The organism is Halodesulfovibrio spirochaetisodalis (assembly GCF_001672295.1).
Classification (GTDB): domain Bacteria; phylum Desulfobacterota; class Desulfovibrionia; order Desulfovibrionales; family Desulfovibrionaceae; genus Halodesulfovibrio; species Halodesulfovibrio spirochaetisodalis.
Window position 1 is genome coordinate 1 of record NZ_JXMS01000022.1, and the last position, 19,895, is coordinate 19,895.

Annotated in this window: 17 protein-coding genes and 1 riboswitch; of the genes, 15 read left to right on the forward strand and 2 right to left on the reverse strand. The window is 47.9% G+C overall.

Features of this window, described 5'->3' with window-relative positions; all coding sequences use genetic code 11:
• Positions 1-245 precede the first annotated feature (245 nt).
• The 11 genes from SP90_RS11835 (at position 246) to cobI (ending at position 14,834) form a co-directional block, all read left to right on the forward strand.
• Positions 246-1,271, forward strand: a complete 1,026-nt coding sequence (locus SP90_RS11835; RefSeq protein ID WP_066856425.1) for a sigma-54 interaction domain-containing protein — start codon at positions 246-248, stop codon at positions 1,269-1,271.
• 93 nt (positions 1,272-1,364) lie between these two features.
• The gene (locus SP90_RS11840; protein WP_066856428.1) at positions 1,365-4,283 is read left to right on the forward strand and encodes a tetratricopeptide repeat protein; all 2,919 of its coding nucleotides are present in this window, start codon (positions 1,365-1,367) and stop codon (positions 4,281-4,283) included.
• Between the two features lie 41 nt (positions 4,284-4,324).
• Positions 4,325-5,158, forward strand: a complete 834-nt coding sequence (gene amrB / locus SP90_RS11845) for an AmmeMemoRadiSam system protein B (RefSeq protein ID WP_066856431.1) — start codon at positions 4,325-4,327, stop codon at positions 5,156-5,158.
• Positions 5,159-5,200: 42 nt separating this feature from the next.
• The gene (locus SP90_RS11850; RefSeq protein ID WP_066856435.1) at positions 5,201-6,808 is read left to right on the forward strand and encodes an ATP-binding protein; all 1,608 of its coding nucleotides are present in this window, start codon (positions 5,201-5,203) and stop codon (positions 6,806-6,808) included.
• 3 nt (positions 6,809-6,811) lie between these two features.
• Positions 6,812-8,491, forward strand: coding sequence for a sigma-54-dependent transcriptional regulator (locus tag SP90_RS11855; RefSeq protein WP_066856438.1), 1,680 nt, complete (start codon positions 6,812-6,814; stop codon positions 8,489-8,491).
• 506 nt (positions 8,492-8,997) lie between these two features.
• Positions 8,998-10,080 carry a nucleoside recognition domain-containing protein gene (locus tag SP90_RS11860; RefSeq protein ID WP_066856441.1) on the forward strand — a complete coding sequence of 361 codons (1,083 nt, stop codon included), beginning with the start codon at positions 8,998-9,000 and terminating at the stop codon, positions 10,078-10,080.
• 35 nt (positions 10,081-10,115) lie between these two features.
• A riboswitch (cobalamin riboswitch) is annotated at positions 10,116-10,291 on the forward strand.
• 87 nt (positions 10,292-10,378) lie between these two features.
• The gene (locus SP90_RS11865; protein WP_231895565.1) at positions 10,379-11,359 is read left to right on the forward strand and encodes a sirohydrochlorin cobaltochelatase; all 981 of its coding nucleotides are present in this window, start codon (positions 10,379-10,381) and stop codon (positions 11,357-11,359) included.
• An 8-nt stretch (positions 11,360-11,367) separates the two neighbouring features.
• Complete coding sequence (locus SP90_RS11870) at positions 11,368-12,435, forward strand: FecCD family ABC transporter permease (protein ID WP_082936424.1); 1,068 nt, start codon at positions 11,368-11,370, stop codon at positions 12,433-12,435.
• A complete protein-coding gene (locus SP90_RS11875) occupies positions 12,435-13,232 on the forward strand; it encodes an ABC transporter ATP-binding protein (protein ID WP_066856447.1) in 798 nt (265 codons plus the stop codon). The genes SP90_RS11870 and SP90_RS11875 overlap by 1 nt, the downstream gene beginning before the upstream one ends.
• On the forward strand, positions 13,183-14,121 hold the full coding sequence (locus SP90_RS11880) for an ABC transporter substrate-binding protein (protein WP_082936425.1): 939 nt from the start codon (positions 13,183-13,185) through the stop codon (positions 14,119-14,121). The genes SP90_RS11875 and SP90_RS11880 overlap by 50 nt, the downstream gene beginning before the upstream one ends.
• Positions 14,121-14,834: a precorrin-2 C(20)-methyltransferase gene (gene cobI, locus SP90_RS11885; protein ID WP_066856449.1), complete on the forward strand. Its 714-nt coding sequence runs from the start codon at positions 14,121-14,123 to the stop codon at positions 14,832-14,834. The genes SP90_RS11880 and cobI overlap by 1 nt, the downstream gene beginning before the upstream one ends.
• A gap of 340 nt (positions 14,835-15,174) precedes the next feature.
• On the opposite strand, the gene SP90_RS11890 is transcribed toward cobI, so the two are convergent.
• On the reverse strand, positions 15,175-16,473 hold the full coding sequence (locus SP90_RS11890; RefSeq protein ID WP_231895566.1) for a Y-family DNA polymerase: 1,299 nt from the start codon (positions 16,471-16,473) through the stop codon (positions 15,175-15,177).
• Entirely contained in the window at positions 16,470-16,910 is a 441-nt protein-coding gene (locus tag SP90_RS11895; RefSeq protein WP_066856455.1) for a LexA family protein, read from the reverse strand. The genes SP90_RS11890 and SP90_RS11895 overlap by 4 nt, the downstream gene beginning before the upstream one ends.
• Positions 16,911-17,038: 128 nt before the next feature.
• Here SP90_RS11895 and SP90_RS11900 point away from each other — a divergent pair, with 128 nt between their 5' ends.
• From SP90_RS11900 to SP90_RS11915, 4 genes are all read left to right on the forward strand, one after another.
• Complete coding sequence (locus SP90_RS11900; RefSeq protein ID WP_066856458.1) at positions 17,039-17,764, forward strand: energy-coupling factor transporter transmembrane component T; 726 nt, start codon at positions 17,039-17,041, stop codon at positions 17,762-17,764.
• 132 nt (positions 17,765-17,896) lie between these two features.
• Positions 17,897-18,862 (forward strand): urease accessory protein UreH domain-containing protein, encoded by a 966-nt coding sequence (locus SP90_RS11905; RefSeq protein WP_066856461.1) that lies wholly within the window; start codon positions 17,897-17,899, stop codon positions 18,860-18,862.
• A 9-nt stretch (positions 18,863-18,871) separates the two neighbouring features.
• Positions 18,872-19,288, forward strand: coding sequence for a MarR family winged helix-turn-helix transcriptional regulator (locus tag SP90_RS11910; RefSeq protein WP_066856464.1), 417 nt, complete (start codon positions 18,872-18,874; stop codon positions 19,286-19,288).
• Positions 19,288-19,848 carry a manganese efflux pump MntP gene (locus SP90_RS11915; protein WP_066856467.1) on the forward strand — a complete coding sequence of 187 codons (561 nt, stop codon included), beginning with the start codon at positions 19,288-19,290 and terminating at the stop codon, positions 19,846-19,848. The genes SP90_RS11910 and SP90_RS11915 overlap by 1 nt, the downstream gene beginning before the upstream one ends.
• Positions 19,849-19,895 lie beyond the last annotated feature (47 nt).

Below are 19,895 nucleotides of genomic sequence, written 5' to 3' on the forward strand. Positions count from 1 at the left end.
CTACTTTTAAAGATGTGTGAGACTTTTTTTTATATTCAATTTGATGTAACAAATGCAAAAAATACACTATTACGTAAGTTAAATTACGTTTACTACAACAAAAAACTTGCCTTACTTCATTTTTCAAATAAGGTAACGTTCTATATACGTTGGGAACTTTTCTATTGACTTAAAGTCATAAAGTTGACAGTCATTAGTTCCAAGGGGATGCGTTAGCAGGGGGGACGTAATCAATCGGAGAGGAAATGAGTCTTAACAAACTTGGAACGATTGGGCAGTCATCTGCGATGCAAGATGTGTTCAGCGTTCTTGCCAAAGTTGCCCCGACGGATAGTACAATCCTTGTTACGGGTGAGTCTGGTACAGGTAAAGAATTACTGGTGCGTTCCCTACACGCAAACAGCACTCGAAACAATGCACCTTTTGTTCCCATAAACTGCGGTGCAATCCCACGCGAACTTCTTGAATCCGAACTCTTCGGACACGAGAAAGGCGCGTTCACACACGCCATACGCTCCCGTCCCGGCCGCTTTGAACTGGCTGACGGCGGTACCATATTCCTTGATGAAATCGGCGAAATGGACCTGACTCTTCAGGTCAAAATTTTGCGAGTCTTGCAAGAAAAGGAAATTGAGCGTGTTGGTGGATCTTCCATTAAAAACGTTGATGTACGTATTGTTGCAGCAACAAACCGTGATCTTGAAGCAGAAGTAGCAGCCGGTCGGTTTAGAGAGGACCTATACTACCGCCTGAACGTTATTCCCCTACAACTGCCTCCACTTCGAGAACGCGGTGGTGATATCTTATTACTTTGTGAACATTTTTTACAAAAATTTTGTGATAAGCAACAACGTTCACGACTCACGCTGTCTCCGGACACACGTAAAATCCTTGCCGCATACGGCTGGCCTGGTAACGTGCGCGAACTGGAGAACTTCATGGAACGCATGACAATCCTGTGCGATTCCAGCTCCATCACACCGGCAGATTTGCCGCATAAAATTCTTGATCAAGTTGGCGTTGTTTCCGAGCTTCCGGAACCTGCTTCTCCGGAACCTGTACGCCAACAATCGGCTGGATTCCAATGGCCTAGAATTCAAGACTTAAATGACCAGAATCTCCCGCTCAAAGATTTTCTCGATACCGTTGAAGAAAAGCTGCTTCTTGAAGCATTGCAGCAAGCTAACGGAATCAAAAATCAGGCAGCTGAGATACTGGGTGTCAAACGCACAACACTTATTGAAAAACTTAAAAAGAAAAAAATTGACTAATCTTTTCAAGTTATTGCAACAAGACTCATGCTGTATCGGGTTTTCAGGGTGCACTGCGTCCGTTTCTTGCACATTAATTGCATTGAGATAGCTGTGAAAAATCAAATTAGTTCCAGACTTATCTGGCTCATAGTGGCGGTAGGTTCTCTGTCGGTTGCTTTACCAGCAGAAACAAAGGCTGCATCGTGGTATTGGGGTTCTCATCCAAAGTATGAACGACTTGTCATAGCGTTTGATGCCCCAGTCAAAAATTTTACGCTCACCCGTACAGGGGATAATGAGCTTAGCTTTGTCACGCCTCAGAAAAAGCAGGCAGTAACATCGCTTAAGCCCATTAAGAACGGGCGCCGTATCAACTCTGCAAAGTATATTGCTGCTCCTGAAGATAACGGAAAGGTGCTGCGTATTCGTACAAAGCTCAAGGGCTTCCGTTATAAGACAAGCAGGTCCAGCAATAATAAAATTGCAATTGATATCTATCCGGACCCTAAAGAAACCTTTACTCCGGTAGCGACCTCAAAGAAGCGTTCTGCGAAAAAAAGTGCTGCGCCTAAAAAGACGGCAGCTGTAAAGCCTGCTCCTAAAAAGTCACAAAAGGCCATTACTGAGGCACCGGCAGCAGCAACTGCGAAAACCTCACAGAAAGCTGCTCCTTCTCCTGTGAAAGCTGCTCCTAACCGCACTGCCGGTAAGCGCCCTTTTTATTCTCCCAAGAATGTATTCCGTTCCCGCGTGAATACCGGTGGACCTGATAACTGGGTTGCCCAGCCAATTGCAGATCCTGCAGCAGCTCCTGCCGCTACAGCGAAACCGGTAACAAAGCCGGCTCCTGCGAAAGCACCCGCCAAGCAGTCCCAGAAACCACAGGTGAAAAAAGCAAAAAAAGCTCCGGCCTCAACAAAGGAACCGATGCCGCCTGCAGGCAAGATTTCTGTTCCTGAAAAGAAGCTGGAGAAAGTTGTCAGCACAGAAAAAGATAACACCGAAATTATCTGGGTAGACAAGGACGGGAATGAAGTCCCTCCTCCACCAAGCCCTAAATACCTGCTCAAGCTTGCAAAAACTTCTTTGAATAACGGTGAATACAACAAGGCGCTTGATACATATAATGAATTAAAGCGCATGCCGACACTCACTAAAGAAGAGCGCGACGAAGTACTTAACGGTATTGCTGACACAGTATACGGTGCCGGAAAAAATGATCTTCCTAACAACTATGAAAGAATCATCGCTGCAACGACTGAAGCAATGAACTTCGATCTGAAAAGTCCGACAGTTCCGAGCCTGTTGCTGCGTCTCGGCTACACCAACTTAAAAATCGGCAACGTACGTGAAGCTGGCGCATACTTTAATATTCTGCGCCGTAACCATCCGCATGATGACCTTGTGCCTGTCACCTACTACTACTGGGGTGAACATTACTTTAAAGAAAAAGACTGGCAAAAGGCTGCGGATAACTTCCAATACATTGTACAAAACTACCCTGACACCAAGTTTGTTCGTGAAGCAGGCGTTGGTCTTGCAAAATCCTTGTACCAGCTTGGATACTACGAACAGGCATACCAGATTGTAGATTATGTAGAAAAACGCTGGCCACGCTTCTACCTCGACTACCCGCCGTTCCTCAGCCAGATGGGGGATGTTGCATATCGTCTTGGAAAGCCGGAAGAGGCACGCACTCACTACTGGACATACTACAACATTGATCCTGACGGTGATGATGCCGATATGGTTCTTGCCCGTCTCGGTGACATCTACCTTGAAATTGAAAAGTTTGAAGCTGCTCGAGAAATCTACGAAGAAGCTGTACGTAAATTCCCTGATCGCGACGGTGGGCTGGTATCGCTCATGCGCCTTGCAGAGGAAGGCAAATACGATACACCGACCATTTCAGACATGTTCTCTGTGTTCGACAAGCCGTACAGCTTAAAGCCGCTTGAAATCTATTCCAAGATTATTGAGGAGCATCCGGACAGCAAACTGGCACCACTTGCCCGATTGAAAAAAGCAATCTGGTACCTGTGGAACAACCAGCATCCGGAAGCACTGGCAACAGCCTCTTCTTTCATGGAAAAATATCCGAAACATGAGCTTGTTCCGAGAGTAAAAGAAGTAGCGATGCGCTCCTTCAGTATTTTGACAGCGAACAATATTAAAGAAGAAAACTATGAGAAGATCCTGCAAATCTGGGACGACTTCCCTATTGTGCATGATCAGGATCAAAAGCTGACTCCAGAGAGCCGTGTAGCGCTTGCACTTTCCATGTGGAAAAAGGACAAGCCGACAAAGGCGCTCGAAGTGCTTGATCCGTTCTTCCAGCAGCTCAAAATTCCGGAATACTCCGAAATGGGGTTAAGCCTTGCTCTGTCTGTCTATGTAGACAACGAACAGTGGGAAGCTATTCCAGAACTTGCTCGTCGAGTAGAACTGTGGGAATTAAATGATAAAACCAAGAACCAGCTCGATTACGCTGTGGCGTTGGCATACGAGAATCTCGACCAGCCCGACAAAGCTGTAACCCTCTGGTCTCGTCTTAAATCAGTCGACGATATGGCACAGGCAAAAGAAGCATATATTAACTTCTTCCTTGCCCGCGATGCTGAACGCCGCGAAGACTTTGAACCAGCTTACCAGCTGAGCATTGCATCGCTTCGAGCATTTAAGGAAATTGCCCGCAAAGATCCTGCAAGAGCTGATAACGGAAAAATCAGAGACCTCCTCAACTCTCTTGTGGATATTACAGAACGTACAGGCCGCTCTGATGAAGCGCTTGAGTGGGCTCGCGAGCTATCCATTGCTGTACCGGAAAAAGATCCGGGCTACCCGGCAATGCGCTACAGAATCGCTTCTTTGTACAAAAAGACCGGCGACATCGGAAAATGGAAAGATATTCTTACGCAGTTGGCAAAAGCCGACCCTAACTCCCTGTACGGTAGAATGGCATCATCCGACCTGACTACACATGGTCTGGCGAACGATGCGTCATCCTACTCCCCTACAGGCAATCTCTAGACGTAAGATTATCTGAACAAGTGTCATCAAAGGAATATCGTATGAAATCAGCTACCAACAGCGCTGCTCTCCGTACACCTGCAGTTGCAGGCCAGTTCTACACAGCAAACCCGCAAGCACTTCGTGAAGAAGTCGAAGCTTATCTGCAACGTGGAACCCGCCGGACTGCCCGCACTCTCCTTACGATGGCTCCGCATGCCGGATACATGTACTCCGGAAAAACAGCCGGATGCGCATTCGGTTCAAGTAACCTTGCTCATACAATATATCTCCTCGGCCCGAACCATACGGGCCGAGGAGCTCCTATATCCGTCTGGAGCGGGGGCGACTGGCAAACTCCATTGGGTGCTGTACCTGTAAATACACAAGCGCGTGACGAATTGCTTGCTTCCAGTACCTTTTTTGAAGCAGACACATTAGCGCACTTGGACGAACATTCTCTTGAAGTCCTTCTGCCTTTCATTCAGGTTGCCAATCCTGCCGCAAAAATTGTCCCTATCGCCATTGCTACCAGTAATCAGGAAACACTGGCGTTTGTAGGTGCAGTTCTTGCCAGTGCACTGCAAAAAAATCCAGACAGCGGCATTGTGGTAAGCTCTGATATGAGCCATTACATTTCTGCAGAAGAAGCAAAAAAACTGGATACACTGGCACTTTCATATGTGCAGTCTGTCGATGCATTAGGTCTGCTTTCCGCTGTATCCCGTAACAACATCAGCATGTGCGGTGTGCTTCCGATGACAGCGGCACTCCTCGCCTGTGAAACGCTTGGCGCAACAAAAGCTGAACTTATCGAGTACACCAACTCAGGTGTTGTCAGCGGTGATGCTTCTCAAGTTGTAGGATATGCCGGTGCGATAATCGACCGCCCGTAACAGGAGACAAGATCGCCATTGCCATGCGCTTGCAGGGTGCGTATGGTGCAGCCTATGTCCACACCTGCTTCTAACCAGTCTTCCCGCCATATACACGTCCGCCCTTCCCAGAAGGACGAAACTGACGTGCGCAGTTTTTTTGATAATGCTGTGGAAGGAATGTTCCGTAAGGCACGAAATGGCAGATTTATTCTCGTCAACCCTGCCCTTGCCAGAATATTCGGCTACGCATCTCCCGGAGAAATGCTGCGCAATTTTTCTGTAGATCAGGACAAAATTACTCTCGATGCAGGGCGCTTTCTTGACCTGCTTACTGAGCTCAAGAACAAAGGCGAAGTCAAAAATTTCGAAATGCAGTTCCGCCGCCGCGACGGTCTGCTCATGTGGGTACTTATCAATGCCCGCACTGTCTATACAGTTAAAGGCTCCATTAAATACTATGAAGGCACGCTTGTAGACATTACTGGACGCAAAGATGCCGAAACAGAGCAGGCGATTATTGATGAGCAAATTCGCCAGTCTCAACGTATGGAAGCTATCGGTATCGTGGCAGGTGGTATTGCGTCTGACTTCAGCACACTTATCCGCCCTATTGTGAGCAGCACAGAATCAGCACTTAGACAAAGCTCCGGTAACGAACAGGTTCAACGGGATCTCAACACCATTCTTGGTGCCGCCAACAGTGCGATGGCTTTGATTAAACAGTTCCAGACCATCAGCAGGCAAGGCAAGGGCGAAATGCGCCCGACCACATTACAGCCGCTGCTGGCTGAAGCAATTGGCGACTTCCGCTCGACATTGCCTGACCATATTCAGTTCTTTGAAGAGATCAGCGCCAACAACCGCACAGTACTTGCTGATGCTGGTCAAATACGACAAGTCATCGACAACCTGCTTGAAAACGCTCTGCTCTCCATACCTGCCGCAGGTCGTATCACGGTACGCATGGCAGAAGTTGAATTTGATGAACGCACAGGTGCATTCCGCGCTGATCTTATTCCAGGTAAATATCTGCGCATAACGGTTCAAGACTCCGGAGCAGGAATTCCAGAACAACTTCTTCCCCGTATCTTTGACCCGTTCTTTACAACACGCAGCAATGAAGATGCTCAGGGGCTTGGCCTTGCAGTAGCGCACGGTATTGCCCGTGCACATGACGGCGGCATTACCGTTCTTTCAGAAGAAGGCCTTGGTTCCACGTTCTGCCTGTATATTCCGTTCTATGATCAGGAGATCGACCAGTCGCTTCCTATTGCACCGTCACCACGACTGGGCAGTGAACGTATCTTACTGGTCTCACCTGACGAACAGGAAATACGCAAATGGCGAAGCCTGCTTGTTCCTTTAGGATATCGCATTGAAGCCGTGTCCGGTAGCGTAGAAGCGTTACGCCTATTCCTTGAGTCACCGGATTCCTTCGACCTCATTATTTCCACATTTGCTATGCCGCAAATGAACGGACTGGAACTTGCTCGCACCCTCCTTGGAATCCATCCAACAACGCGCCTTGTCCTTTGTGCAGATCCGGCCGACCCGATCACGCACGAAATCGCACTGTCCGCAGGTGTACTGACGCTCGCCTACAAACCGTTAAACACGAACAAAATTTTCCAGCTTGTGCAGTCGGCACTTGAAGACCATCAGGAGTAACTCATGGCTCGCGTTCTTATTATTGATCACGATCCTGTTTTTTCAGAAACACTGGCTTCCATTGTCACCGGTCTGGGGCACAAGAGCAAACAGGCTGCCTCACTCAGCGAAGCCTTTGCTTCCTGTCGCAAACACGACACGGATATTGTGTACCTGAATACCCGCCTCCCTGACGGAAACGGTCTGCTGGCAATTGCACAACTTAATGCCATGCGCGGGCATCCCGAAATTATCGTCATGACTGATACCCCCACCCCTGATGGTGCAGAAAAAGCCATCCGCAACGGGGCGTGGGACTATGTTGAAAAACAAAGTTCAGTTGACCGCATGGTGCTTCCGCTCATTCGGGCCATTGACTACAGGGGCAAGCGCCCCGCAAAAAATGGTGCGGTTAAGCTTAAACGCAGCGGTATCATCGGGGATAGTGCCGGAATAAAAAAATGTCTTTCTCTGGTTGCAGAAGCTGCATCTTCTGATGCATCTGCACTACTCCTTGGCGAAACGGGGGTAGGTAAAGAAGTTTTTGCACGAGCCGTGCACGAGAACAGCCTTCGGGCGGATGGACCTTTCGTCGCTGTAGATTGCGCATCCATGTCACGAACTCTGGCCAGCTCTATATTGTTCGGTCACCGAAAAGGCGCCTTCACCGGCGCAGACAAAGACAGAGAAGGGCTAGTTGCACAGGCAAATAACGGTACTCTTTTCCTTGATGAAGTAGGTGAACTGCCACTTGCTATGCAGAAAATTTTTCTGCGCGTGCTGCAGGAACACAGGTTCCGCCCTGTCGGTGCACGAACAGAAAAAACATCTGACTTCCGTCTCATTTGCGCGACCAACAGAAACCTTGATGAAATGGTTGCCAGAGGTACGTTCCGAAGCGACCTTCTTTTCCGTATCCGTACCGTTGTCATGGCTCTCCCTCCACTGCGGGATCGGGCTGATGACCTGCCGCGCCTTATTGAGCACTATGTAAAACAGCTCTGTGGGAAATACGGCATGCCTGCTAAAGGTATCTCGCCAGACCTGCTTGATCTTGCAGCTAAATATTCATGGCCGGGGAATGTACGCGAACTGATTCATACTCTGGAACGAGCAGTGCTTGCAGCAAAAGATACTCCGAAAATCTTCAGCCGCCATCTGCCGGATCACATTCGTATTAACATCGCTCGTGCAGCTGTTAACAAAATTCATCAGGAAGATTCCCAAATCCCTCTGCATCAGGGAGCATTTTGTACAATTACTGATGCAGAAAAAAGTCCGGATAATTATACAGCACGACTTGCAACATCACCTGTTGAACAAACACTGCCCCATACAAAAACACCAGTAAGCTCGTCACCTGCTGCAACTACAACTCAAGTACTTTCAGACCAGACTCCACATGCACCATCACAGCAAAGTGGAATACAGCCATTAGAAGCGAATTTAGAAGCCAGTGTTTCTTCAGCCCCTTCATATTCCGAGAACACGGACAACTTTCAACGCAATTCCGCTATTGCGGACAGCGCATCCCCCAAGCCCTCTATCCGTCCCTTCTTTGAATTCAGAGACGAAGTATTCGCACAATACATTCAGAATCTCATGGATTTAGCTAATGGAAAAGTCGCAACAGCCTGCAAGATGTCTGGCCTTTCCCGCTCCTATTTGTATGATTTGCTAAAAAAATACCCAGTCAAACAGTAGCAAAACATCGCTGTGACTACATTGGATTAGATCGCCTAACGCTTAGAATGTCCGCAATAGCGGACGTCAGCATCCGTGATTGCGGACAAATAGTACCATTTCCTCCCCATCCACACTGATAACAGTTATCGCCTGCGTCTTTATAATATTTAATACTATCTTATCAGCATATTACAACAATGGCACAGATCTTGGTATATAGACAATCAGTGCAGGAGAAATGGTCTGCTCCTGAAAGGTACTCTCCCTCGAGTGTTGGACAAAGTTAGAGGGAAATGCTTTTTTCGTACCGGCGAAAGCTATCCGGTTACTTGATCGCTTTGTCGATTGAAAAATGCGCGCTGCAGCTTGCTGCAGCGCGATTTTTTTATCTTTCTCAACACTGTTGCGCCTCATCTAAAAGCTAACTATTCCAAAACACTATCAAGAAACATTCTTATTTCAACGCTAACACACCTGCTTGAAATTACTTTTCTCTTAGCGTACCACCACCGCAGGGAGAATTCATGTCACAATCAGCCACCAGCCAGCCACAATCAACACCGCGCAGACGCAAAGCCAAAAGCCCGATCAAAGCACTTATTATTGCTGCACTCTGCTCATTAATTGCTCTTGCTGTCATTCTTTTTCATGATCCAAGCCTGCTTACGTGGAGCAAGGCGTGGCCCGGTCTTGTGCGGCCACTACTGCGCATGCTCGGCTTTCTTGGCATTGGCCTAGTGGTAGGTATTGCAGTGGAAGGCATGGGATGGGCACCGCTTTTGGCAACCTTTGTGCGCCCAGTAATGCGGTTCGGCAACCTCACGGATGAATCAGGTGCAGCGTTCACTACTGCTTTTTTCTCTGGCACCGCTGCCAACACTATGCTGATGACATTCTGGAAAGAAAAGAAAATCTCTTTGCAAGAAATGAAGTTAAGCTACCTGATCAACACGGGACTGCCGGTATTTCTTCTCCATCTTCCCACAACGTTTTTTATTATTGTCCCAATGACACGTACAGCGGGAATAATATACCTTTCTCTTAACGGACTTGCAGCGCTGATCCGCACTCTGGGATTGCTTGTATGGACCAGAGTCAGACTTGTTCCTCGGACAAACTGTGCTGAAATGCCAACCCAACAAGCTCACCGGACAACGTCAGCAGCCAAGGTCTTTAGCGCGTTCCGAAAAAAGTTTACGCGCATCTGCACCATCACAGCGCCTGTCTATTTTCTTATCTATGCACTGAATCAAGCTGGCATGTTTGAATACTTACGAACAACAGCAGCAGGCTGGGTTACCTCCGCGTATCTTCCTGTAGAAGCAGTCAGCGTTGTCGTATTTGCTGTTGCGGCTGAATTTACAACCGGCATAGCTGCGGCAGGGGCTTTGCTCGACGGAGGGGCATTAACCACTCCTCAACTTGTGCTCGCACTTGTGTTGGGGACAATTGTTGCCACACCTATCCGTGCATTGCGTCACCAACTTCCGTCACAAACCGGAGTTTTCTCCTTCAAGATTGGCTTCCCCATGTTGCTGATGAGTCAGGCATTGCGCATCAGCAGTCTTATTGGAGTAACTATTTTGTATCTTTGGATTGCAGGTTAACTATTTCACTTCTTGACCACCCTTTTTCATTGTGTGTAAAGTGCCTCACTTCAGGTGCTCACTGAGCCTAACAGGGAATCCCGTTAAAATCGGGAGCGGTCCCGCCGCCGTAAGTTCTATCCAATTTTTATCCATATTGTACCACTGGTTACTCGGGAAGGTCGGATAAAGAGGAACAAGCCGGAAGACCTGCCTGAACATTGTAGTTATCCACACCACTCTGTCCGTGAATTCTCAACCCATTCTCACTCGGCATCTGTGGATATCAGGCACGATTTTGCAGACACGGGGTCTTGTCATGCAAAACACACTTCGCAACCGGTGCGCTTCACGCACTGTTCATGCGTCATATGTCCCCGCCCAATTTTTGGAGGCTTTTGCCATGTTCCACTGTCGTTCCTTACGACTGATGTTTATTGCTGCCCTTATTCTTACGTTCTCTCTCCCTGCGTTTGCCGGTCACGGACATGAAGATGCTCCTGCTAAAAAAGGTATCCTTCTTGTTGCATTCGGCACCTCTGTACCAGAAGCCCGTGTTGCTCTGGACAACATTAACGAAGAAGTTGCCAAAGCTTTTCCGGATACTGAAATCCGCTGGGCATACTCCGCAGCAATGATCCGCAATAAGATCAAGCGGACTGAAAATAAAGTTATCCCATCCCCTGCTGCAGCTCTTGCACAGATGGGCGACGACGGCTTTACTCATGTTGCGGTGCAGTCTCTGCACACTATTCCTGGGCAAGAATTTTCTGATATTAAAAAAACAGCTTCTGCATTCGATGGTATTCCTAAAAGTATCAGCCACATTTCTGTAGGCACTCCACTGCTGAATACCCCTGCTGACCTTGCAGCAATGGCAGAAATTCTCCCTGCTACTGTTCCTGCTGCTCGTAAAAAAAATGAAGCAGTCATTTTTATGGGACATGGCACTCACGATCCAGGCAATATTTACTACCCGGGTCTTGCTACCTATCTTCAAGAAAAAGATTCTAATATCTTTGTGGGAACGGTTGAAGGCTACCCTTCTCTCGACAGCATTATTCCTACACTGAAAGCCAAGGGTATTAAAAAGGTATGGCTCATGCCTCTTATGTCCGTTGCGGGTGATCACGCACGCAATGACATGGCAGGTTCGGAAGAGGATAGCTGGAAATCCATCCTGACCAAAAAAGGCTTCAAGGTAACAACTGTTCTGAAGGGAACCGGCGAATACGACGCTATTGTTGCCCAGTGGGTTGCGCACCTAAAAACTGCATTCAACGCACTTGAGTCTCACTAAGTAATACGATGACCAGAACAGTAGATATTGCCCGACGCCGCAAACGGCGCTGTATGCTTTTTTCCGGCATTGCTGCTTTCGGTTGTGCTGTGTCTGCTGTTCTGGCTGCCGGATTCGGCCCGCTTGATATTCCGCTAGGGCAAGTTCTCCAGACCCTTGCGCAGCACCTTTTCCTGACGCCTGCTTCTGCAGAAACAACCAACGCCATTGTTGTCTGGGAAATACGCTTCAGCAGAATTATTCTTTCTCTGCTTATCGGGAGTGGACTGGCTATCTCCGGCACAGTCTTTCAAGGTATCCTGCGCAACCCGCTTGCAGATCCATTTACCATTGGTGTTTCCAGCGGGGCAGCTTTTGGTGCTTCCGTAGCAATATTTTTCGGACTATCGGGCACTATTCCGTTCCTTACCGGAATCGGCTTTGTTCCTGCTGCTGCTCTTACAGGAGCCCTGCTTGCTCTTGCGGCTGTTATCACCCTCGGAAGTATGGGTGGGCAGCTGAAACGCGATGCCCTTGTACTGGCTGGTGTGGTTGTAGCAACGTTTCTTGCCGCACTGATTTCTCTTATAAAATCCCTTGATGAAGACTCTGTTGCCTCCATTGTGTTCTGGATAATGGGCAGCCTGCAAGGCAGAAGCTGGCAGCACGTGCAGCTCATCCTTCCGTGGTATGGATTGGGTCTGGCGATTTTATGGAGATTCTCCCGCGAATTGGACATCCTTTCGCTTGGAGAAATTCAAGCACAGCAGCTTGGAATGAATGCAAGTCGTGTCCGTTTATGGTTGCTGGTCGGTGCCAGTATGATTACAGGCGCTTCAGTAGCAGTTTCCGGCGTCATCGGCTTTGTCGGACTTGTAGTTCCGCATCTGGTGCGCATTGTTCAAGGTGGTGAGCACAGGCCATTACTTGTAAGCTCTGCGTTTATCGGTGGGCTGCTTCTACTCTGGTCTGATGTTCTTGCGCGTACCATCCTTCCAGAAGGTGCTGAATTACCTGTCGGTGTTGTCACTGCATTATTAGGCGGGCCCTTTTTCTGCCTGCTTCTGCACCGCTCTATGAAACGGAGCAGTCAATAATGTCTGCGCACATCAGCATACAAAACCTGTCAGCCGGATATACTGACACTGCGGTTCTTCATGAGATTTCCCTGTCGATAGAGCATGGTGAAATGATTGGCCTACTCGGGCCAAACGGTAGTGGTAAAACCACACTGCTTATGTCACTTTCCGGCGTGCGGAAACCACTGCTAGGCTCTATTCAACTTAACGATACAAACTTACAGCAGCTTCCACCTAAGAAGCGTGCAGCACAAATTGCTTCTGTCCCGCAGTACACAGGAGAAACACCGGACATTGAAGCACTGTCACTTGTACTGATGGGGCGCTACCCGTATATATCCACCCTTGGCGGCTACAGTGCAAACGATACAAAGATTGCTCTGGACTGCATGAAGGAAACAGCTACTGATTCGTTTGCCTACCGATCTGTTCGTGAACTTTCAGGTGGCGAGTTTCAGAGAGTTCTCATTGCCAGAGCGCTGGCACAGCAAACCAGTACGCTGTTGCTGGATGAAGCAACATCGGGTCTCGACATTGCCCGAACTATAGAAATTTTTGACTTATTGAAACAACGGCATCATGCGGGAAAAACCGTTATTGCCGCAATTCATGACATCAATCTTGCTGCTCTGTACTGCACCCGACTGATCTTTTTAAAACACGGACGAGTTGCGCTGGATGGAGCTGTAAAAGACGTTTTTACTGACGAAAACCTGACTGAAATTTATGATACGCCAATCCATACATTCAATCATCCGATCACCAATGCGCCGCAAGCTTTTGTTACTCCCGGCTCTGTTGCTGGTTCTCGCTAGCCTATTTGGGACTGGAGCAGTCCCAAAAGCCTATGCTGCGCCTGTACAGATCGTCGATGATCTCGGCAGAACCATCGAGTTACAGCAACCTGCAACCCGAATTATTGCGTTGTACGGTGCGTTTAACGAAATGCTGGCTGAACTTGAGAAGGCCGATACCATAATTGCCCGTACTAAAGCCGACACACTACCGCCCTCTATTCTCAGCAAGCCATCCATCGGAACACATCTGCGCCCGAATCCTGAGCTAGTTGCGGGGCTTCGACCGGATATTGTCCTGCAAATGGGAGGTAGAAAAAAAGCTTTGGAATCTGTTCATATGCTTGAACAACTTGGTATTCCTGTTGCGTTTTTTTCCATCACCACATTTGAAGAACTTTTTTCAGTTATCAAGCGTCTCGGCACGCTGACCAATGCCGAAGAACAGGCTACTGCCGTATGCACCAGCCTGAAAGCACGGCTTGAACGTGTTCAACAGCAACTTACAACAATTGAACACAAGCCATCTGTTTTTTTTGAAGTGCGCTATCCGAACCTTCTCGGAGCGGGTAACGCATCGATAGTTAATGATATTATTACACATGCTGGTGGCACCAATATTATGGACGCCACTGTAAAATTAGTTCGCATAACCGAAGAGGAAGTCATCAAGCGCAATCCGGAAGTGTACCTTATCCAACAAGGTGCCATGAATCCGAATCCGCAACCAATGCAGAACCGCGCCCACTTTCGCACCATCAACGCTGTGAAAAACAATCGCGTCTACATTATTGATGAATCCAGCTACTCCCGCCCCGGCCCCCGTGCGGTAACCGCTGTGGAAGAGCTGGCAGCCCTGCTGCACCCGACTCGTATGCAAGCCATTTCCCATAGTTCAGGAGACAACTAATGTCCGCTTCTACAGGCACACTTTACGGCATCGGGGTTGGTCCCGGTGATCCGGACTTACTTACCATCAAAGCAACAAAAATATTAGCTAACGTTGATATTGTCCTTGCTGCATCTTCCACTAAAAACGACTACTCCACTGCGCTTTTCATTGCACAACCGCATATGCAAGCTGAAGTAGAAGTCGTACACCTCGGTTTTCCCATGACCAGAGATGAAAATATTTTACTGAAAGCTTGGGAACATAACGCAAAGATTGTGGCTGATCTTCTTAATCAGGGAAAAAACTGTGCGTTTCTTACACTGGGCGACCCGCTTATCTACTCAACATTCGGCTACCTCAAGCGCACGCTTGAAGCTCTGGACACAGACTATGCAATCTCTGTTGTTCCCGGCATCACATCCTATCAGGCTTCGGCCGCTCGTACCGGAACAATCCTGTGCGAGTCCGGTGAAAACCTGCTGCTTGCATCCGGCGTGCGAGCCACAGAAGACACCAAAGAGCTTCTGCACAGTGTCGACAACGCTGTTATCCTCAAAACTTATAAGAATTTTTCCGAACTTAAAAATCTTCTCCACGACACCAACAGAAAAGATTCAGCGATCTTCATTTCCCGTCTTGGAATGGATGGAGAGATTATTGAACGAAATATCGAAGATGCACCGGAAAAACCGCACTACTTCTCACACATGCTTGTACCAGTAAGTAAATAGAGAGAAGAATGCCTCCGGCGGCCAGAGAACCTTTTTTGCAAAAAAGGCTTCTCTGGACTCTCCCAAAAACTTCATCAGCGAAGATAGATCGTTCTTTATCAATATTACGCGGCTATTAATGCATCCTGTGTGCGAATTTGTCATCAATCTGGGCTGTCCCTTACTAACAGGACAGCCTCATTTTTCTCCAGAAAGTTAGTGGGTTCGCGAATTCCACCATTGTAACTAAAGGGACGATTCGAGAAATATCGGGTCAAGGGGCGTGCCCCTTGCGGGTGGAGGGCAGCGCCCTGCCTCGTCGAAGACCCGCCGGAGGCTTACCCAACAGCACTTCCCCCAGCTATTCAACTTCACAAAGTTCCTTCCAGTCGGTTGTATACTTAGGCGACAAATTGTTCTGTTTCATTTTCCATGGCTGCCTGAGTCCTTCACCTGCATACTGCACTGTTCCCCGCCCGAATTTTTTATTGATTGCATCTGTCACCTGCATCAGGCGCGCTTCTGTTTGAGCCTGTTCTTGTGTTTCCGGTGATGTAATATCCATTAATGAGCCTTGCTGGTTACGCTTTGACTCCAGACCGGAAAGCAGTACACCGACTTTTTGATACTTGTGCCCTGCTCTAAAAATTCGCAACAGCATTTCTGATGCATGGTGTACGAGTAAGGGAGTGTAGTCGGTGGGACTATCCAAGGTATGCGCACAGTATTCAGCGTGCTGGTCTCCCGGTCGGTGCGCATTGGTTTTAATAAACACAGATATAGTAGAGGCAAGTAGCCCCTCACGGCGCAATTTTTCTGCCGCCCGAACCGTGTAGGCTACAGCTGCTTCCTGTGCGTCTTTTTTTTCAGTTACAGGTTCCCCGAATGAACGGGAAGAACGAATACTTCTGCGAACTGGCGGTGCTTCTTCCAAAGCAATGGAAGATATCCCGCGAAGTTCCAGACCGGTGTAGAGCCCAGTCACTGTAAGCTTCTTCTGCAGCCATGCATTGTCTCTGTCACGAAGCTGGCGGGCTGTGGTGATTCCATAATTTGCCAATTTTGCTGCAGATCTTCGCCCGATCCCCCAAATGTCTTGCACGGGAACTTTCTCCAGCAACGCATCAATATTTTCGGGTGAATGCCAAAAGTCGTTCATGTTGAAAACACCGGATGATTCCGGTGCTTTTTTGCAGATATGACTGGCTATCTTAGCGAGCGTTTTTGTCGGCGCAATACCGATTGATACAGGAATACCAGTCCAACGGAACACGGTATTGCGGATACGTTGTGCGTACTCTGTCAGATTATAGGCTGAAAAACCGTCGAGCCGTAAGAATGCCTCGTCAATGGAATATATTTCCATATCCGGACAAAACGTACGCAGGACATTCATCACGCGTTCAGAAAGATCACCGTAGAGAGGATAATTAGAGGAAAAGACTGTGACGTTATTACGCTCAAGAAATCTCTTTTGTTTGAAGTACGGAGCAGCCATTTGCACACCAAGTGCTTTTGCTTCGTTAGACCGTGAGATAATACACCCGTCATTATTGGAAAGCACGATTATCGGCTTTCCTACAAGATCAGGCCTGAAAACCCGCTCGCAGGAACAGTAGAAATTATTGCAATCTACCAGTGCATAGGCAGCAAGGCTCACTGCTTCTTCCCAAGGGAATGAATTACAGATGTAGCCACACCCCATACCTCAAAACTTTCATTATGCGTTACTTCAATTGGTCTGTATTGCGGATTATCCGGCATCAGGGCGATCTGCCCGTTTTTCTGCCACAAACGCTTAACGGTAAGAGCGCCATTCAGCACTGCCACAACAATTGCATCATGCGACGGTGCCACGGAGCGATCCACCACCAGAATATCATCTGTATAAATACCAGCCCCTGTCATGGAGTCGCCTTTTACACGCAGGAAGAATGTCGCGGGTGCGTTGCGCACGAGCAGCCTGTTCAGATCAAGCGCTCCTTCCAGATAATCATCTGCCGGAGAAGGGAATCCTGCACAAACACACGACGTATGCATCTGCCCATACCCTTCTGAAGACGCGCTGTTTTCTGGAAATTCTGTTTTTTTTCTCATAAATCTATCCTCTCACTGCACACTGTAATTGCAGCCTGCATCTATGTGCCGTAGGATACGCGACTGCCACGGCGTATGCGAGTACAACGCCGGCAGATGTACATATTCACTTTTACTCAACTGTAATTATGAAAACTTTATCTCTTGCTTCTTTTGACCCCCGATTAAAAATCATGCTTGCCGCCGCAATCGGCATACTTACTTGGCATGTCCCCGTATATGCACTTTGCGTATATGCAGTTGGAATCCTTTTTTTGGGGATAAGCAACCGCATGCATATTACCTTGGGGACACGTACGGTTGCTACGTACATTTATTTTATTATCGCATGGGCGGGGATAAAGTTTGCGCTTGATTGCACGCCGCTTTTCTACGGCATCACACCGGATTATTATGCCGCGTTACTGTCTGCCGGAATATTGGGGCTACGACTTACCATTCTCATAGGCATAGGGTTACTCCTTGCTACCACAAGCTCTGCCCGCCAATTGGGATTAGCGCTTGCATGGTTTATGCGCCCTATTCTTGGCAAGCGCAGCTGGGAGCCAGCATTAAGCCTTGCTCTCATGATTCATTTCATCCCGCTTATTCAGCGCACTTTTGCACAGGTGATGCAAGCACTCGAACTTCGAAATCCACCACGTTCCACATGGCAACGTTTTCTTCTGATCCCACAAGCAGTTCTCAGAATATGTGCACAAAAAACATGGACACAAACTGTCGCTGTAGCAGCACGCAAACTCGATTCCCCAGATGCCTGGACGCCTGCATTTCCGGTTCCCTTTATGCAGCTTGCCATTTCATTTTGTATTCTCTGCGCGGCCTTCCTTCCACTGGGGTTGATATACAGATAAAACGCATTGCAAATACTTTGACTGCAAAACATAACTATTCGTTTGTAGATTTACTTGATCTATTTTTTATTTGACACTCAAGTTTCATGGGCGTAGTTCTTTTCTCACATCAAATTAGTAAAGGACTCGCGTATGCTTTTCGATTCTGTATTTTTAGTGGCGCTTCAAAGTGCTCTTGTACTCGGTTTTATTCACGGCATTAACCCTTGTGGCCACTCATGGCTTGTTCTTGCTCCGTTCACCTACGGAGCAAAAAGCGGAAAACGAGTAGTCTCACTCACATCAGGATTTATCTTCGGAACAACATTAGCCTGTTTATCCATCGGATTTTCTCTTGGCTCCATCTCGCTGGCCATTCCTGATTCATTCCGACATATTGTTGATATAACAACCGCTGCCATCCTCGTCATTCTCGGCCTGATTCTTATTGTGAAGCCGCACCTTCTGCACAGTCACGACCACGATCATGAACACGGACATGAACATAGCCATGATCACAGCGGCCACTTCAATGACCATCATCATGACCATAACCATGAGTGCTGCGGTCATCACGCACCAGGCGATCCAAGCTGCTGCAGTTCACATAATCATGAAGAATTACAACCTATCACTATAGGTAATACCGCTGTAGCCACTGAGCCAAAATTTTCACTCGGACAGCCTGTCAGCGCGACCTCCAGTGCAGCAGATACATTTGCGTTGGGACAAAAAGTCAGCGCAGCAAAAAAAGAGCACACGCATAGCCATCACCATGGTTGCGGATGCTCAAGCAGCAGTAAAATTACGAAAGTTACATTTTGGGGGCTGACAGTTTTCGGGTTCCTCAATATGATTGTGCCTTGTCCAACTGTTGCAATTATGTACACATACGGGCTGGACTCCGGAAGTATCCTGAAAAGTACGCTGGTATTTTTAAGTTATGCCATTGGCACAGGAATAACACTTGCCGCAGTTATTTATGCAATTTACAAAGCAACAAACGCACTGAATGCCTTGAATAAACCATGGATTGAACCATTGGTAATGCGCACGGCAGGAGTGCTGACAATTGTCTTTGCTGTCTATTCATATTTAGTTGATACAAATATGATCTAAAGGAGATATATGATGGAACTTGAGGAACTGAACCACGCAATCGTAGAATTCTACGAAAAGTTATCCTCATGGGAACATGATGTGGTGCGGGAAAAAGGGCTTACTCTGCCGCAGATTCATGCCCTTGAAATCCTCGGCATACATGAATCTATGCGAATGAAAGAACTTGCAAACTGGATGGGTACAACAACCGGTACGTTAACGGTTCTCATCGACAGGCTTGAAAAGAAGGACTACGTCCGCCGTTGTCCGCATAAAACGGATCGCCGTTCCATCATCATTGAATTAACAGATACAGGCCGCCAAATGTTTTTGGAACACGACAAGCTTCACATGCAGTTAACAGAAACAATGGTTTCCGACCTCACCCAAGAAGAGCGAGAGTGCCTGCACCGTTGCCTTAACACCATGAACAAGGCTTTCTAATGCATTGGGCAGAATTAACAGCAATCGCTATTGCCCTCGCTGTTGACGCCTTTGCTGTTGCTATTGCAGCCGGAGTTCGGCTGAAAGGAGCATCCAGACGCCAGACATTCCGCCTTGCGTGGCATTTTGGAATCTTTCAGGCTGGAATGCTGATCATCGGCTGGCTCGCAGGTGATTCAATTAAGACATACCTTGAGTCTTACACACACTGGATTGCTTTTGCACTGCTGCTGTGGGTAGGTGTCCGCATGATCATGGGGGCAGTTCAGCATCCGACACGGGATGAACAGGCAGAACACTTTGACCCGACCAAAGGGGTCTCGTTGATTATGCTTGCCATTGCAACCTCTATCGATGCTCTGGCTGTAGGGCTGTCCCTTTCCGTGCTGAACCACCTTATCTGGTTCCCGGCACTTATCATCGGCCTTACTGCGGCACTGTTTACATTGGCTGGATTACAAATCGGTAAGATTATCGGAAACGCTTCGTCACTTGGTAAGTATGCCGAAATCGGCGGAGGTGTTGTCCTTATTCTTATCGGAGTCAATGTCCTGTTATAAGTTATTAGCATGAATAAAAAAGCAGTACGGTACACATCATGTACCCA

Bases quoted from the DNA above. Each gene is read 5' to 3' on its own strand.
- SP90_RS11915 (WP_066856467.1), top strand. From the start codon at position 19,288: ATGCATTGGGCAGAATTAACAGCAATCGCTATTGCCCTCGCTGTTGAC.
- SP90_RS11865 (WP_231895565.1), top strand. From the start codon at position 10,379: ATGCAAAACACACTTCGCAACCGGTGCGCTTCACGCACTGTTCATGCG.
- SP90_RS11895 (WP_066856455.1), bottom strand. From the start codon at position 16,910: ATGAGAAAAAAAACAGAATTTCCAGAAAACAGCGCGTCTTCAGAAGGG.
- SP90_RS11880 (WP_082936425.1), top strand. From the start codon at position 13,183: ATGCGCCGCAAGCTTTTGTTACTCCCGGCTCTGTTGCTGGTTCTCGCT.
- SP90_RS11860 (WP_066856441.1), top strand. From the start codon at position 8,998: ATGTCACAATCAGCCACCAGCCAGCCACAATCAACACCGCGCAGACGC.
- amrB (WP_066856431.1), top strand. From the start codon at position 4,325: ATGAAATCAGCTACCAACAGCGCTGCTCTCCGTACACCTGCAGTTGCA.
- SP90_RS11875 (WP_066856447.1), top strand. From the start codon at position 12,435: ATGTCTGCGCACATCAGCATACAAAACCTGTCAGCCGGATATACTGAC.
- SP90_RS11855 (WP_066856438.1), top strand. From the start codon at position 6,812: ATGGCTCGCGTTCTTATTATTGATCACGATCCTGTTTTTTCAGAAACA.
- SP90_RS11835 (WP_066856425.1), top strand. From the start codon at position 246: ATGAGTCTTAACAAACTTGGAACGATTGGGCAGTCATCTGCGATGCAA.
- cobI (WP_066856449.1), top strand. From the start codon at position 14,121: ATGTCCGCTTCTACAGGCACACTTTACGGCATCGGGGTTGGTCCCGGT.
- SP90_RS11910 (WP_066856464.1), top strand. From the start codon at position 18,872: ATGATGGAACTTGAGGAACTGAACCACGCAATCGTAGAATTCTACGAA.
- SP90_RS11905 (WP_066856461.1), top strand. From the start codon at position 17,897: ATGCTTTTCGATTCTGTATTTTTAGTGGCGCTTCAAAGTGCTCTTGTA.
- SP90_RS11850 (WP_066856435.1), top strand. From the start codon at position 5,201: ATGGTGCAGCCTATGTCCACACCTGCTTCTAACCAGTCTTCCCGCCAT.
- SP90_RS11900 (WP_066856458.1), top strand. From the start codon at position 17,039: ATGAAAACTTTATCTCTTGCTTCTTTTGACCCCCGATTAAAAATCATG.
- SP90_RS11870 (WP_082936424.1), top strand. From the start codon at position 11,368: ATGACCAGAACAGTAGATATTGCCCGACGCCGCAAACGGCGCTGTATG.